This is a genomic window from Microcoleus sp. Pol8_D6, from assembly GCF_036700965.1.
Classification (GTDB): Bacteria; Cyanobacteriota; Cyanobacteriia; order Cyanobacteriales; family Microcoleaceae; genus Microcoleus.
This window is the reverse complement of the sequence record NZ_JAUBPW010000076.1, coordinates 19,308-32,814: the sequence shown is the minus strand read 5'-3', so window position 1 is coordinate 32,814 and position 13,507 is coordinate 19,308. Positions and strand designations below refer to the sequence as shown.

20 protein-coding genes are annotated in these 13,507 nt (G+C 45.2%); 12 read left to right on the top strand and 8 right to left on the bottom strand.

The features are described 5' to 3' along the window. Window positions 1-258: PP2C family protein-serine/threonine phosphatase (locus QUA10_RS24335; RefSeq protein WP_333086392.1), on the top strand; the 258-nt coding region annotated here is incomplete at its 5' end. A gap of 293 nt (window positions 259-551) precedes the next feature. Here the strand turns inward: QUA10_RS24335 and QUA10_RS24330 are convergent. The 4 genes from QUA10_RS24330 to QUA10_RS24320 form a co-directional block, all read right to left on the bottom strand. Next, window positions 552-914: a XisI protein gene (locus QUA10_RS24330; RefSeq protein ID WP_333082274.1), complete on the bottom strand. Its 363-nt coding sequence runs from the start codon at window positions 912-914 to the stop codon at window positions 552-554. Continuing rightward, window positions 905-1,096, bottom strand: a complete 192-nt coding sequence (locus QUA10_RS29200; RefSeq protein ID WP_445243566.1) for an element excision factor XisH family protein — start codon at window positions 1,094-1,096, stop codon at window positions 905-907. The genes QUA10_RS24330 and QUA10_RS29200 overlap by 10 nt, the downstream gene beginning before the upstream one ends. 83 nt (window positions 1,097-1,179) lie before the next feature. Next, window positions 1,180-1,311, bottom strand: coding sequence for an element excision factor XisH family protein (locus QUA10_RS29195; protein WP_445243567.1), 132 nt, complete (start codon window positions 1,309-1,311; stop codon window positions 1,180-1,182). A gap of 109 nt (window positions 1,312-1,420) precedes the next feature. Further along, window positions 1,421-2,857, bottom strand: coding sequence for an ABC transporter substrate-binding protein (locus QUA10_RS24320; protein ID WP_333082275.1), 1,437 nt, complete (start codon window positions 2,855-2,857; stop codon window positions 1,421-1,423). A 900-nt stretch (window positions 2,858-3,757) separates the two neighbouring features. Between QUA10_RS24320 and QUA10_RS24315 the strand changes: the two genes are divergently transcribed. From QUA10_RS24315 to QUA10_RS24300, 4 genes are all read left to right on the top strand, one after another. Beyond that, window positions 3,758-4,672, top strand: coding sequence for a heme A synthase (locus QUA10_RS24315; RefSeq protein WP_333082276.1), 915 nt, complete (start codon window positions 3,758-3,760; stop codon window positions 4,670-4,672). 309 nt (window positions 4,673-4,981) lie between these two features. Next, window positions 4,982-5,959 (top strand): heme o synthase, encoded by a 978-nt coding sequence (locus tag QUA10_RS24310; protein WP_333082306.1) that lies wholly within the window; start codon window positions 4,982-4,984, stop codon window positions 5,957-5,959. 79 nt (window positions 5,960-6,038) lie between these two features. Beyond that, window positions 6,039-6,278, top strand: a complete 240-nt coding sequence (locus QUA10_RS24305) for a hypothetical protein (protein WP_332979695.1) — start codon at window positions 6,039-6,041, stop codon at window positions 6,276-6,278. Next, window positions 6,275-6,535, top strand: coding sequence for a type II toxin-antitoxin system RelE/ParE family toxin (locus QUA10_RS24300; protein ID WP_333082277.1), 261 nt, complete (start codon window positions 6,275-6,277; stop codon window positions 6,533-6,535). Before QUA10_RS24305 ends, QUA10_RS24300 begins: the two co-directional genes overlap by 4 nt. A gap of 23 nt (window positions 6,536-6,558) precedes the next feature. Here QUA10_RS24300 and QUA10_RS24295 read toward each other — a convergent pair whose 3' ends face one another. Further along, window positions 6,559-6,861 carry a DUF433 domain-containing protein gene (locus QUA10_RS24295; protein WP_333082278.1) on the bottom strand — a complete coding sequence of 101 codons (303 nt, stop codon included), beginning with the start codon at window positions 6,859-6,861 and terminating at the stop codon, window positions 6,559-6,561. Window positions 6,862-6,987: 126 nt separating this feature from the next. On the opposite strand from QUA10_RS24295, the gene QUA10_RS24290 reads away from it, so the two are divergent. The 5 genes from QUA10_RS24290 (at window position 6,988) to QUA10_RS24270 (ending at window position 9,460) form a co-directional block, all read left to right on the top strand. After that, window positions 6,988-7,224 carry a DUF433 domain-containing protein gene (locus QUA10_RS24290; RefSeq protein WP_333082279.1) on the top strand — a complete coding sequence of 79 codons (237 nt, stop codon included), beginning with the start codon at window positions 6,988-6,990 and terminating at the stop codon, window positions 7,222-7,224. 189 nt (window positions 7,225-7,413) lie between these two features. Beyond that, window positions 7,414-8,160 (top strand): uracil-DNA glycosylase family protein, encoded by a 747-nt coding sequence (locus QUA10_RS24285; RefSeq protein ID WP_333082280.1) that lies wholly within the window; start codon window positions 7,414-7,416, stop codon window positions 8,158-8,160. Window positions 8,161-8,340: 180 nt separating this feature from the next. Next, window positions 8,341-8,532: a hypothetical protein gene (locus tag QUA10_RS24280; protein ID WP_333082281.1), complete on the top strand. Its 192-nt coding sequence runs from the start codon at window positions 8,341-8,343 to the stop codon at window positions 8,530-8,532. 87 nt (window positions 8,533-8,619) lie between these two features. Next, complete coding sequence (locus QUA10_RS24275) at window positions 8,620-9,033, top strand: hypothetical protein (protein ID WP_333082282.1); 414 nt, start codon at window positions 8,620-8,622, stop codon at window positions 9,031-9,033. Beyond that, window positions 9,026-9,460 carry an HNH endonuclease gene (locus QUA10_RS24270; protein WP_333082283.1) on the top strand — a complete coding sequence of 145 codons (435 nt, stop codon included), beginning with the start codon at window positions 9,026-9,028 and terminating at the stop codon, window positions 9,458-9,460. The genes QUA10_RS24275 and QUA10_RS24270 overlap by 8 nt, the downstream gene beginning before the upstream one ends. Before the next feature lie 57 nt (window positions 9,461-9,517). Here QUA10_RS24270 and QUA10_RS24265 read toward each other — a convergent pair whose 3' ends face one another. From QUA10_RS24265 to QUA10_RS24255, 3 genes are all read right to left on the bottom strand, one after another. After that, complete coding sequence (locus tag QUA10_RS24265) at window positions 9,518-9,655, bottom strand: hypothetical protein (RefSeq protein WP_333082284.1); 138 nt, start codon at window positions 9,653-9,655, stop codon at window positions 9,518-9,520. Window positions 9,656-9,672: 17 nt separating this feature from the next. Then, entirely contained in the window at window positions 9,673-10,272 is a 600-nt protein-coding gene (locus QUA10_RS24260) for a class I SAM-dependent methyltransferase (RefSeq protein WP_333082285.1), read from the bottom strand. Between the two features lie 177 nt (window positions 10,273-10,449). Further along, on the bottom strand, window positions 10,450-11,127 hold the full coding sequence (locus QUA10_RS24255) for a DUF2834 domain-containing protein (RefSeq protein WP_333082286.1): 678 nt from the start codon (window positions 11,125-11,127) through the stop codon (window positions 10,450-10,452). Between the two features lie 255 nt (window positions 11,128-11,382). Here QUA10_RS24255 and QUA10_RS24250 point away from each other — a divergent pair, with 255 nt between their 5' ends. Both QUA10_RS24250 and QUA10_RS24245 read left to right on the top strand, forming a co-directional pair. Beyond that, window positions 11,383-12,546, top strand: a complete 1,164-nt coding sequence (locus tag QUA10_RS24250; RefSeq protein WP_333082287.1) for a baeRF3 domain-containing protein — start codon at window positions 11,383-11,385, stop codon at window positions 12,544-12,546. An 18-nt stretch (window positions 12,547-12,564) separates the two neighbouring features. Beyond that, window positions 12,565-13,257 carry an SRPBCC family protein gene (locus QUA10_RS24245; protein WP_333082288.1) on the top strand — a complete coding sequence of 231 codons (693 nt, stop codon included), beginning with the start codon at window positions 12,565-12,567 and terminating at the stop codon, window positions 13,255-13,257. Window positions 13,258-13,507 lie beyond the last annotated feature (250 nt).

Genomic DNA, 13,507 nt, shown 5'->3' with positions numbered 1-13,507 from the left:
ATTGCCGATTTCATTGCTACTACTGAAATACAGTTAAATTCCGGGGATGTTGTCGTACTCTACACAGATGGAATTACCGAAGCTTTTGATATGAATCAAAAGGAATACGGTATTGAGCCATTGATTGAACTTGTTGCCCTTAACAGGGAAAAGTCAACAGCAGAAATCAAGCAAGCTATTATTGACGACGTGCGGCGATATATCGGGGAGCAAAAAGTATTTGATGACATTACTTTGGTAGTAATCAAACAGAAGTAAGTATGGGAAAATTGAGTTGGGGCCGTGTAAAATATCTTTCCAGGCTTTTGGGGAAAATATATAATTAATTTTGCTTGACTACTTATACCTGATTTTTTGGGGATATAAATTAAAAATTTGAGATTTATCATTCCGGGACGTATCCAGGGGCAAAAACCCGGTTTCTCGGTTAATCTCTCAGGCGATAGATTCACTATTTTTCGGATCAACCGGGTTTTTTGCGTAAGTTATATTTATGTCAATCTTATGTATCAGAAATAACTCCTTCGGCCAATCGGTTACACCTAATTTAGCTACCCGAAACTGAGGGCTGCTTCGCCAGTGCCAAAATCAGTAAACTGGCGTACATCGGGTTCATGGAATGCTAAAACAATATCTTCTTTAGGCACTCCCAGTTCGACTAGCTGGTTCGCAATTCCGACTTCAGTACCGTCATGCTGAATCCAAATTTTTCCCCCCTTGATATCAAGATGCAGAATACAGCCAAAATCGCGTCTATTTCCACGCCAACCCACATACAGAAGTTGATAATGATCTTGCTCAGTATCAAAAAGGGTTTGCACTTCGTATTCTTGGGGATTGCGTTGTATCGAAATGCGCTCTCGCCGTTCTGAAAGAAGATGACGAATGTATTGCCGATATTGCTCTATAGCCATTGAACAATAACCTCCTGTTGCACATCATAAATCATCAATCGTAGTTGATATCGCTGAACTGCCGCTACAATAAACCGTCGTTGAAAGAAACTTTCATAAATTGGCACTCGCACCGCTAGATAGAGGCGGCGATCGGGCTCAATCATTTCAAGCGCATCGCGATAATTGAGAAATTGTCCCAATGCAGTATGAAAATCGGAAACATTCGATAGGCTAATGAAACTTTTAACTTATACAGCTATTTTCTGATGATCTCGCTGGGCGGCTAACAGTTCGCGGCTAAATCAATCTCAAAATCTACATCATCAACATTAATTTCATAGGGCTCGGCCGTAATCTGCCAACCTTGCTTTTCTAAACCAGTCTTAACAACATCATGAAACCGATCTTTTACCATACAAGTTTTTTAGTTGCAGATAACTACTCATCTTGTAAGCATTTTTGCTTGACCCGCCCTAGAACTTACCAATGAATAGTATAACCTAAATTGGGCGATCGCCAATAGTTTACAAACCTGATATCGGCACAAAATCGTAACCGTAACTGGTGCGATTGCCGGGTTTAACAGTTACTAACTGAACTGCGCGATTGCGATCGCCCGAAGGTAAAAACCGAATCGGGCCCGATGCTCCATTTGCCGAAAAATCCGACGCCGATAAAGCTTGTTGAATGCCTGTACGAGTCGGATTGCGCCTTAAACCGACAATTAAGGCGATCGTCGCATCGTAAGCTAAAGCTGTGCGCCAACTTACTTCAGCATTCCACAGTTGTTTGGATGTTTGAAGAAAGTTTGATTGCGGGTCTGCGAGAATGTGCCAAGGAACAGCTAGCACCATATCTGTTGCTGCTGCGCCACCAATTTGCAGTGTTTTAGCAGTATAAGCATCGTCTCCTGCTAGTAACGGCAGCCGTTTGGCGTTTACTTGCACTACTTGCAAAGCTTGGTCGAGGGTGGCTGAATTGGATGCTAACATAATCACTTCTGCTCCTTGGGCGATCGCACTTTTAACGCTCTCGGCAGCATTAAAATTGCCCTTAGCAAAGTCAAATTCGCCTACTATTTGTCCTCCATCTCCGTAAATAGCCGTAGTGAATTCATCTTTTAAAGATTTGCTGTAACTGCTGGCAGAATTGAAAAATATAGCAGCTTTTTGCTTTTGCAATTTTCCCACCATATAGCGGGAAAGAGCATTAGCGGCAAACCGATCGCTCGGCACAGTCCGAAATATATTGTTGCCAACTCCTGAAAGCTGCACAGAGGTACTTGTCGGAGAAATTGCTACTAATTGTTTTTGCTGGTAAATCTTGCTGGCTGCTAGGGTTGTATCTGAAGCAAAATGCCCGATCACTCCTAAAATTTCCGATTTATTTGCTAAAGCACTGGCAATTTGTGTGGCCATTTCTGGGTTGTTGTCATCGTTAGCAATTACAACTTTTAAGGGAGTTCCGCTAATGCCGCCACTTTGGTTGATTTCATTTTGAGCTTGAGCTACCCCCCGCAGAATTTCTAGAGCAGCATTGATATCGCCGCCAATGGGAACCGCAGTGGCAATTGTGTAGGATTTTTGATCTCCAATGCGGGCGTTGTTGAGGTAAATTAGTGCTTCGGGATCGTTGCGATTGGTTTTCAGCGAAGCTTGTAAGTCGGAAATAGCTGCGTTATAGTTGCCAGATGCGATCGCCTGTACTGCTGCTTGTTTGGTTGTTGTGGCTTGCTCTGCTGGAAGTAACAGTTTTTCGCCAGCACTCATACGCTGCCCAATTGCCTGCTCTGATTGCGGCGAATTACCCGTCGCCGAGTTTGGAAAAGTCTGATTTTGGGGTGATAAACCCCCGACATTGATGCTGCCTCGGCTTGTCAGCCACCAAATACCTGCACCGGCTAGCCCGATCGTAATTAGGAGGGATAAGATGAGAACAGCAGTTTCATTTTTTTGTGACATAATTTTACCTTTTTAGATTTTTAAAATAACGAAGTCATTAGTCATTAGTGATTAGGAGGGAGTCAAAAACATTGACCAAGGAGAAAAAGTGATTTTAACTTGGCGATCCCGAATTGATGTAGGGTGCGTCAGATAGAGTGATTGGATCTATCAATTGATGATCTCGGAGCTGAGGCACCCTGCAAGCCTAAAATCCAGTAGTCACTATTCCCTTATTATATGCGATCGCCCGGATCTGATATAATTCAGTAACATTGGCATAGTCAAAATAGCGATCGCACTCTTTAGTCTGAATGCTTTCAAGGTGGTTCCACCAGAAAAGTGCAGGAATTTTTATAAGTTACCGCATCAAAGATTAGTGAACCCTACCCTGCAAGAGCGCCACTTCCTCCATTCCAAATTTAGTTAAGCAGGCAAGAAATGATAACTGGTGGATTAGATAAAACGCTGAGTGTTGGAACTGAATTATACAATCTGAGGTGAGTAAACCTGAGAAGTACCTTGAAAAACACCTAGGGGGTAACTCTTCAGTCCTGTATTTAGTTACAAATTTTTACGTTAAAGTTGGGCATATATCATAAACCTTTGAAAAAAAGCTTTTCTTAATTATATCTTTATTTTTCTCCGCGAGTGGGACTGGGAGGGAGGCTGTAACAGCAAAGGGTTCGGTAAAATAATTAAAGTTTGTTGAAATTTATAAAAATAGCTGCAATACTTTGTAATGTAAAGAGGAAAGTTGAAAAATATCTAAAGACAAACTAATTGGATTGCGATGTCGCTAAGGTAGTATATATGACGGTTTGTCACAGAAAAAGAGTGTTAAGCTCCGCTAAGCTCAGCAAAAGTAAAAGTTCGCTATTTCATTAAGTTCGATCGATAACAAAGGCTAAGGTAAATTCCATGGCAAACTCAGTTTTAAATCAGCCAAACGCAGCAGCAGGAGTGCAGTGGCAGCCACAAGATATTATCCGCGGTCTAGTGTGGAAAATTGCGATCGCAACCTGGCTGTTAATGGCTGTAGGCAGCGCCACGCGAGTCATGAATGCGGGGCTCGCTTGCCCCGACTGGCCGCTGTGCTACGGTCAATTAATACCTGCAGCGCAAATGAATTTGCAGGTATTTCTGGAATGGTTTCACCGGTTAGACGCAGCGGCAATTGGCTTAAGCGCGATCGCACTTTTAGGACTATCTTTGTTTTACCGCAGTCGCCTGCCAAAATGGCTGCCTTGGGCGAGCGCCGGAGCACTATTTTTAATCGTTTTTCAAGGCGTATTGGGCGGCTTGACAGTAACACAACTGCTGAGATTTGACATCGTTACCGCTCACTTGGGAACAGCTTTACTATTTTTTGGCGCCCTGCTAGTCATCGGTTTCATGCTGACTCCCTACGAAGCTACAGGAAATGTCGGCAAATTAGCTTGGGTAAGTTCGATCGCAGCATTGTTAGTTTACCTGCAAAGTTTGCTAGGAGCATTAGTAGGCTCTAGATGGGCGCTGCACCAATGTTTGGATTCCTCAGAATTGTGTTCGGTAATGAACAGCCACATCGCCGGTATCGTACCCGCTACCGCAGCGACTTTAGCCGTAGCAGTCATGGCTTGGCGGCAGCCTGCACTGAGTCCAAACTTGCGAAAACTGGCTAATTGGGCGAGTGTTTGCCTACTTGCTCAATTAGTTCTAGGATTAGCAACTTTCCGGCTGCACCTTCAGGTAGAACCGCTGACAGTCGCTCACCAAGCAGTCGGTGCTGCTTTGCTGGGAACCCTGATAGCTTTTAGTGTTTTAGCTTGGCGCGATCGAGTTTTATCAGCTTGAGAGTAATATCATGTCCGGTAGCATCCTTATTATATAGTGCAAGGTCTTGTAGGGGCGGGTTCACCATGATTCTCGATCTAAAAGCCAACAGTTTCATAAACCCGCCCCGCCCCTACAAGCACGAATCAACCGGACACTCTCTAAAAGGCAGATTTATCTATTTCTTGAGTAAGAGGGGCCTGATTTATCCCTCGGTGGCGGCGGGTTTATTAATCCTTGTAGCTACACCAAATATTTCTCGTAAAACCCGCCACTCCAACCTAATGACTAATGACGAATTCGCAAATAATTACTAACAGCTTACAACCGATGCAAGAAATCCTTACCAACGACAGCCCCCGCCTCCACGAAAACTTTTCGCAAGTGGTGAAAAGTTACTATCAACTAACAAAACCCAGAATTATTTTACTGCTGCTAATCACGACATCAGCAGGAATGTGGATGGCCGCCAAAGGAGAAGTCGATCCGCTATTGCTGGTATCAACTATTACCGGAGGCGCTTTAGCTTCTGCGTCGGCGAATACGATTAATTGTGTTTACGACAGCGACATCGATTATATTATGGAGCGCACCCGGTGGCGGCCGATTCCTTCCGGGCGTGTCAAGAAGCGGGATGCTTTGATATTTGCGATCGCCCTAGCTACAATATCCTTTACATTGCTGACAGTTGTTGCCAACTTATTAGCCGCATTGCTAGCAATGTCAGGCATCGTTTTCTACGTCCTAATTTACACCCATTGGCTGAAGCGTCACAGCGTGCAAAACATCGTCATCGGCGGTGCAGCAGGGGCGATTCCCCCGCTAGTTGGGTGGGCTGCGGTAACGGGAGATTTGAGTTGGGGTGCGTGGCTGCTGTTTGGGATTATATTCCTGTGGACACCGCCGCATTTTTGGGCATTAGCAATGATGATTCGCGATGAATACAAGGAAGTAGGCGTCCCGATGTTGCCGGTAATTGAGGGCGACGAAGAGACAGCCCGCCAAATTTGGATTTACACGCTATTGATGATTCCTGCAACTTTGCTGCTAGTTTATCCCCTGCATTTAGCGGGCGCGGTGTATGCGGGTACTGCGATTTTCCTGGGTGTTATTTTTGCCCAAAAAGCTTGGTTGCTGTTGCAGACTCCAGAGGATAAGAATGTAGCGCGATCGCTCTTTAAATACTCTATTCTGTATCTGATGCTCTTGTGCGCTGGAATAGTCGTTGACAGTTTGCCTGTGACTCATAATTTTACTACTGCTGTTGTACAAAATGTGCAAACTTTGATTAGTGCGGTTGTGATGTAGTCTGCTTTTAGAGCCCCGGCTTCTTTAAGAAGTCGGGACTCTGGGTATATTATAAAATTTAAAGTGAAGGAAAGTTCTAATGGCTGAGAATACTGTGAAAGTAGACATCTCATTTCAATCACTGCTGGAAGCTATTTCGTCACTGGGAATTGCTGAAAGATACAAGATATGGGAATTTTTGGAAGCTGAATTATTCCCGAATGAGGACGATTCTCCAGAAGACATTGCCGAAATTGAAGCGGCCCGTGCTGATTACAAAGCTGGAGATTACACAACTTTCGATCGATATATGGCACAACGGGCAAATAAATCGACATGACTTACACTATCGTTACCCCTAAAGCTGTACAAAAGCAGCTAGATGCGCTGCCCAATGATGTCTACGATCGTATCGCTGTCAAGATTTTGCAACTTGCCGAAAACCCGCGCCCAGATGGGGTGGTCAAGCTCAAAGGTGCTGACAATGAGTACCGTATTCGGATCGGTGATTATCGCGTTCGTTATGAAATCGGCGATGAAGAACTAATCATTCTCCTATTACAATGCAAACATCGGAAAGATGTGTACAAAGCATGATGTTTCTTCACCTATTATCTCACTCATGCTTCTTTACCAAAATTGCTGTACAAAGCTTCAAAACGCTTGGATTCTGCTGCTTGAGGGATCAAATCAGTTTCAATTTCTTTGGTGTTGGCATGATAGTAGGTGAGTGCGGCGTAGACTTCGGCGAGGGTGAGATGTCCGATGCGATCGCAAATCTCTTCAGCATTCAATCCTCGCTTGTACCAGGTTACAATCCGGCGAACGGTAACGCCTTTACCGAGGATGTGGGGACATCCACCATGCAGTCCGGGAGTGCGTGTAATGAGCGTACCAATGTCAATAGATACTGCTGCGGTCATAAACTATCGAAGTTTGAATGGACTGATCTCTATTACAGCATAGCGACCGCAGAATTATATCGCGGTGTGAGTTTGGGGCGATAAATGAAGTAAGCTATATACAAAGATTTTAAACAATTTTAACCAATGCCAGCATCCGTTGCTTATCTGTTTGACAGAATTACAGTGAACCCAAGACAATGTGGCGCTCATCCCTGCATCCGGGGAAGGCGGATTCGAGTCATCGATATCCTAGAGTTGCTGGCTGCGGGTGAGCAAATTTTTAAGTTTATCGAAGAATTTCCAGACTTGGAAATTGACTATATTAAAGCTACGCTTCTGTATGCAGTCCGCAAGCTCGATCGTCCTGTTTTAGCCGCATGACAATTTGGTTAAATTTTCATCTAACGGCAGCAATTGCTATGTGAATTAGTGCCACTTTTGGTGACATACATCAGCGATCGATCGGCGGTATTTTTCTCTTCTATTGGGTATTGTACCGCAACTGCGATACAATTATAAGTTCGACTGCTAGATTTTCGTAAACTCGTAATCAGTTGATATATTTTGGGAATGTCTGAAAAAACTCTGCTAAGTGAAATTGTTCATTGTCCCCATGCACGAGAGTGTCAAGAAGATCTTTCTGTTGAAAATCCATGTCGTACAATTGTTGACTCTCAAAATGCAATTGGGTTAGAAAAATTTCAAGTGCCTGAACCTTGGAGTGGACAGATAGAGCAAGCACCCATTCTCTTCCTGAGTTCAAATCCATCAATTGGCTCTGATGAAGATTACCCAACTTGGGATTGGTCATGTAGCGAAGTACACGATTATTTCAATTACCGTTTTGGAGGAGGACGTAAGCACTGGATCGTTGATGGTACAAAATCCTTGCTAAAAGACGGGAAATATAGTCGCTCTACTCGATTTTGGGCAGCGGTTAGACAACGTGCGATTGAGCTACTTCAACGGAACGTTAGTCCAGGCATTGATTATGCGCTTACCGAGATAGTGCATTGTAAGTCTCGTGCCGAAACTGGTGTAGAAGAAGCACAGGAGCAATGTGTGGAAGCCTACTTGTTGAGAGTTTTAGAACTAGCAAGAGCAAAAGTGATAGTGGTACTGGGGGCACGCGCAAAGCAAGTGATTCAAAGCCAATTCAATATCTCTACAGCAAATTCAATATCCGAGTTCGTTGAGATAGGGAATCGTGAAAGATTTTTTGCTTTTCTCCCCCATCCAAATGCTCGGACCCACCGTTCTTTTGCTAAGTGTTTACAGGGTGATGAACTGGAAAAGTTACGCGCTTTTTTGCGGTAGCATCAAAATACGGCAAGAGATGCGCGCACTCGAACAACGCCAATGCACCCGACCGTCGAGATCCTGTCGGTGGCAGTCTGAGGTAATTTGCGGCGGGTGATTGGCAACGTTAGACCGCTAAATCTGAGTTGGGTAGTGGCTTGAATGTATCTATCAAATTCCAACCCAAAGGTGAATGTCATGCAAGCTAAACTTCAAGAACAACTTTCTCCTGATGCCGAAGTTATTTTGGGACGTTTGCCAGAACGAATTAAAGCTGCTCTAATTGCGCGTGCTGCGGAAATTGAATATCCGATCGCCATTTCGATCGCCAATTTTCTCGACACAGAAGCATTAGGTTTCGTAGATTGCAAACCACGACGCGGGCAGTAAAATCGAGAAGTCCCAGGCGATGAAGTTCCAGATAAGGTGAAAGCCCGATCGCTAAAATGATGAATAGATGTTGCTGCCAAGATAACCATGACCACCATCACCCTCAACCTCTCTCCCGAACTCGAACACCAGATCCGCACTGAAGCATCTCGACAGGGCGTTGAACCCGATCGCTACATCCTCAACACCCTGCAAGAACGCCTCCAGCCTAGACTTCCAACCACCCAACCTACAGAAGCCGACTTGCTGCAACAAATTAACATCGGCTTTAGTGCACAAACCTGGGAAGAATACCATGCCCTCATCGCCAAGCGTCATGCCGAAACCCTGACTCCCGAAGAACACAAGCAACTGATCCAAATGAGCTCGCGCCTTGAACAACTCAATGTTGCCCGCATTCAAGCCTTAATTCAACTCGCAACCTTCCGCAACCAACCTCTGACTGAGCTCATGCAAACCCTCGGCATCAATCCTCAACCCGATATCGTTGATTATGTCTGAATCCCGCCTCACACAGCAGCAACGACAATTCATTAAACAACGCGCCAATGGTTGCTGCGAGTATTGTCTCAGTCAAGCTAAATTCTCTCCAGACCCCTTCTCCATTGAACACATTATCCCTCGCTCCAAAGGTGGCACCAGTGATTTGGATAATCTGGCGATCGCAGCTCAAGGGTGCAACAACTTCAAATACAGTCATAGTGAGGCGATCGACCCCGTTACAGGTGGCTCTGTCCCACTTTATCATCCTCGACGGGATAACTGGAGCGAACACTTTACTTGGAGCAGCGATTCGACTCAAATGTTGGGCTTAACACCAACTGGACGCGCTACCATCGATCGGCTGCAACTCAACCGAGAAGGAGTAGTCAATCTTCGAGGAGTCCTGCATTCTATCGCTCTACATCCACCTCACAATGATTCGTAATTGAATATCCGATCGCACCGGTGCTCTAAATGGCGATCGCCCTAATCTCGACACACGTTACACCAACACCCCTAACGCTTTCAATGTCGATTTTTGAGCATTCGTCAATCCCGTTGCCCCTTGAATATTCATACCTTCAAACAGTCGATCGCCCATCAACGTCCTAATACAGCCACCAGTTGCGACATCCCACACTTTAATCGAATGATAAATTAGGTCTTTTGGGCAATGATATAAACATGATTTTCAGGATACTGGTCATATTCGAGATGGCGACAGGTGCAATGATGCTCAACCAGAATTTGCAGAAAAGTATCTACACCCAAAGTGCTGTAATCAAAGTCTTGACCTTGAAATGCTCCCGAAACCTCGCTGCTTGTATGTCCGCCGCCACAAGTGAACAGGAGCACTCCATTAGGTTCAAGCGCATCGCATAGCTTTTGTATCACAGGCGCTTGCTGGTTGATTGGCAGATGAAACGTGCTATCCCACGCTGCAATCAGGCTGTAAAGTTTCGGTGGCAGCCAATCACAAATGTCTGCCCGGTAAAACGTGATTTCTGGATGTAGCTGCTGGGCTAAATTGATCATTTCGCTAGAAATATCAAGTCCTTCAGGCTGAAATCCATGCTTGGATAAACTGTTAATAAAACGTCCGCTACTTCCACACCCGACATCAAGTGCTGCCTGCTGCTTAGAAGTAAATTTGATCGCCCGTTCTAATTGGGCAATCCCGTAGATTGAATCTTGATGCTCAGTTTGCCACCATTGGGCAATTCGGTCGTAGCGGGACGATGTATCATTTGGCTCCATAGAGTGACCTCATAAGTGTCGATCGAGATTTTCAGGACAATTACAATCTTTCTCCACGGTACACCCAGACTACGCGATCGCCCCTAACCCTCTCAATGTCGCTTTTTGAGCGTTTGTTAATCCCGCCCGGCCTTGAATATCCATTACATCTTGAACACTACCAAATTTTTCAATGTTTCAATTTCTGGCTGTCAGTGGGAAAGTGGCGATTTCAGTTGCAGATTCTGGCAGAGGGGGGCGCAGACAAAGATAAACTAGCGGCCCTAACAGCGGAACTAGAGACACTGCCCAAAAAATGCGATCGTCCGAGAGTCCGCGTCGCGCCATGTCGTCTCCCAAAAGTGAGGGAAATATTACAGCCATCAAGCAACAATGCCAAGTTATTAAATGCACAAAAGGAATTGACTGCCACTGCCTGACAAAATCTCCCAAATCTCCATTTAACCAAGCCCAAGCTAACAGCCAGATTGTTGTTAGTAAAAGTAGAATCCCTGTCCAGCGGGAGTCTGATATTTTGATCAACATATCTTTGCCGCCGGAAAATTGTTGCTGAGGCTGGCGGAGGAGTAAATAGGGAATTAAGCCGATGATGCCGGCGCCGTTGGAAGCGATGAAAGCAGGCCAAGCGGATATATTTTGGGTTTTCTCATCAATTAATAGGAGGCAAGCGTAGACCATCGGCCACACTCCCATGAGAGCGAATATGGTGACAAGGTAGGGGTTAATTCCTTCTAGCTGCAACTTGAGCATTTTTTCCATAACTGTTAGCGTTCCGGGCCGATCGAGAGGAGCTAGCAGTAAGGTGTAGGCAATAAATGTTGCCCAGAGCCACCCCAGAAAAATTTTTGTTTTCATTATTATATATAACGAGTATTTGAACCAGAATAAATTAAATTATGGTAAAGTAACGCCCGATTTAGGCGCGTCTATCTTAGGTCATAAGCAGTTCGATTGAAACAGCCGCTGCAAACCCCGTTTTACTTCGGGGATGAAAGGCTCTACAGCAGGCGATCATTACTTTAGGCAGACGCAGGTGCCATGCCAGGAGAGATACATTTTAAAGAATCGGTTGTTTTTATTACAAAACCCCTTAGCAAAGGAGTTTCAGCGGTGAACTTAATATCTGTAGAGGAACTCAAAGCGCTGGTACAACAATCTCCTGGATTGTGCGTCTCTATTTATATGCCAGTCGCTCAAGGAACAGAAATTCAACAAAACCCGATTCGGTTCAAAAATTTAATCAGAGAGGCTGAAGACAAAATTGTAGAGTACGGATTTGACAAAAAAGAAGCTGCCCAATTGCTAGAGCCAGTCAGAGCAGAAATTGACCAGGAAAACTTTTGGGAAAATCAAAGCAACCTGCTGGCGATTTTTGTCGGTTCAGGATTTTTCCGCTACTATACCTGTCCGGTGGAGTTTGAGGAATTAGTGGTTGTGAGCGACAATTTTCACGTCAAACCGCTGATGCCTCTGCTGACAGGAGATAATTTATTTTATGTTTTAGCTCTCAGTCAAAAGGAAGTGAGACTGATTGAGTGTACGGCTTACAGTGCTCGGGAAGTTGAAGTTGAAAACTTGCCGAAAAGCCTTGATGACGCTCTGCAATATGACCCGACAGCTAAAGAGGGTCAGTTTCGGATTGCTACTGCAAAAGGAGGCACTAATAATTCTTTTCAGCAGCCGGGAAGTTTTCACGGTCAAGGAAGTCCGGATCGAGATGAGCCCCAGCAGGAAATATTGCAGTATTTCCACATAATCGATGCGGCGCTGCACAATTATTTACGCAACAAAAAAGCTCCTTTAGTGTTAGCTGGAGTTGAGTATTTGTTCCCGCTTTACCGAGAAGCCAATACCTACCCGCATTTAATTGAAGAAGGAATTACAGGCAATCCGAAACTGCTCAAGCCGGAAGAGTTGCGGGCCGAAGCTTTGCCGCTGGTGGAACCTTTGTTTGTGCAGGCTCAGTCAGACGCGATCGCACAATACCACGATCTGACAGGAAGCGATAAAATTTCTGCTGACTTGAAAGAAGCTGTTTCGGCTGCTTATTTTGGACGAGTCGATCGACTGTTTGTTGCTCTTGGCGTTCAGCAGTGGGGTAGCTTTAATCCCGAGACGAACTCGGTGCAAATCCATCCCGATGCAGAATTGGGTGACGAAGATTTGTTGAATGTCGCAGCAATTCAAACTATTCTCAACGGCGGAACGGTTTACGCGATGCCGCCGGAAAAAGTGCCAAACGAGGCACCTTTAGCTGCTATTTTTCGCTATTAATTTACCAGGTTTAAACCAATGGAATCTACTTCAATGACAAATTCCGACAAACAAAACCAAAGTAGCAGCGGCGATACCGAACGCTGGGCATCTTTAATTGGTGGCGGCGCGCTGGTGCTTTTTGGTTTGTCGCAGCGTTCTTTGAGAGGTGCTTTGCTGGCGGTTGCGGGCGGCAGTTTAGCTGCTCGCGGGCTGGGGGTTGTGGAGGGTTTGCAGTCGGCTGCCGATCCGAATCAAAGCATTAAAGTTGAAAAGACGGTGACGATCGACAAACCGGCTGATGAATTGTACCGTTTATGGCGCAATTTTGAAAATTTGCCTCGGTTTATGAAGCATCTAAAACACGTTACGGTCATCGATGAAAAGCGTTCTCACTGGATTGCCAGCGCGCCGATGGGTAATAGTGTGGAATGGGATGCAGAGATTGTCCGCGAAGAAGAAAATCGCTTAATTGCTTGGGCGTCTGTGGAAGGATCTGATGTTGACAATTCTGGTTTTGTGCGCTTTCAACCGGCACCAGCGGGACGCGGTACAGAGGTAAAAGTTGTCATCGAATACAACCCTCCCGGCGGTGCAATTGGTGCTGGTGCTGCTAAACTATTTGGCGAAGCTCCCGAACAGCAAATTGCCAATGATTTACGTCGCTTTAAGCAGTTGATGGAAGCTGGGGAAATAGCGACTACGGAAGGTCAACCTTCGGGCCGCAAGTAATAAGTTATAGCCTTTCTCAGTAACATGAGGTGCTCATAGGGCATAGGGCATAAGGCATGGGCATAGGACTTGCCCCCATACCTCACCACGCTTGAGAACCGCTATAGATTACTTCCCCCGATTTAACTCGTCGAAGAGCACTATTCTCAAGAACAGGCAAGATGCCTGTTCCACAAAGAGTGAATTTCTTGTGGGGTGGGCAGGAGATCCCGCTCATAAAAAGCTTATTGAAAATGGTGCAAGATGTCAG

Coding starts and splice junctions, on each gene's coding strand:
- QUA10_RS24285 (WP_333082280.1), top strand. CDS start 7,414: ATGTCTGAAAAAACTCTGCTAAGTGAAATTGTTCATTGTCCCCATGCA.
- QUA10_RS24320 (WP_333082275.1), bottom strand. CDS start 2,857: ATGTCACAAAAAAATGAAACTGCTGTTCTCATCTTATCCCTCCTAATT.
- QUA10_RS24305 (WP_332979695.1), top strand. CDS start 6,039: ATGGCTGAGAATACTGTGAAAGTAGACATCTCATTTCAATCACTGCTG.
- QUA10_RS24255 (WP_333082286.1), bottom strand. CDS start 11,127: ATGAAAACAAAAATTTTTCTGGGGTGGCTCTGGGCAACATTTATTGCC.
- QUA10_RS24290 (WP_333082279.1), top strand. CDS start 6,988: ATGCCAGCATCCGTTGCTTATCTGTTTGACAGAATTACAGTGAACCCA.
- QUA10_RS24245 (WP_333082288.1), top strand. CDS start 12,565: ATGGAATCTACTTCAATGACAAATTCCGACAAACAAAACCAAAGTAGC.
- QUA10_RS29195 (WP_445243567.1), bottom strand. CDS start 1,311: ATGGTAAAAGATCGGTTTCATGATGTTGTTAAGACTGGTTTAGAAAAG.
- QUA10_RS24310 (WP_333082306.1), top strand. CDS start 4,982: ATGCAAGAAATCCTTACCAACGACAGCCCCCGCCTCCACGAAAACTTT.
- QUA10_RS24330 (WP_333082274.1), bottom strand. CDS start 914: ATGGCTATAGAGCAATATCGGCAATACATTCGTCATCTTCTTTCAGAA.
- QUA10_RS24295 (WP_333082278.1), bottom strand. CDS start 6,861: ATGACCGCAGCAGTATCTATTGACATTGGTACGCTCATTACACGCACT.
- QUA10_RS24270 (WP_333082283.1), top strand. CDS start 9,026: ATGTCTGAATCCCGCCTCACACAGCAGCAACGACAATTCATTAAACAA.
- QUA10_RS24315 (WP_333082276.1), top strand. CDS start 3,758: ATGGCAAACTCAGTTTTAAATCAGCCAAACGCAGCAGCAGGAGTGCAG.
- QUA10_RS24300 (WP_333082277.1), top strand. CDS start 6,275: ATGACTTACACTATCGTTACCCCTAAAGCTGTACAAAAGCAGCTAGAT.
- QUA10_RS24275 (WP_333082282.1), top strand. CDS start 8,620: ATGACCACCATCACCCTCAACCTCTCTCCCGAACTCGAACACCAGATC.
- QUA10_RS24260 (WP_333082285.1), bottom strand. CDS start 10,272: ATGGAGCCAAATGATACATCGTCCCGCTACGACCGAATTGCCCAATGG.
- QUA10_RS24280 (WP_333082281.1), top strand. CDS start 8,341: ATGCAAGCTAAACTTCAAGAACAACTTTCTCCTGATGCCGAAGTTATT.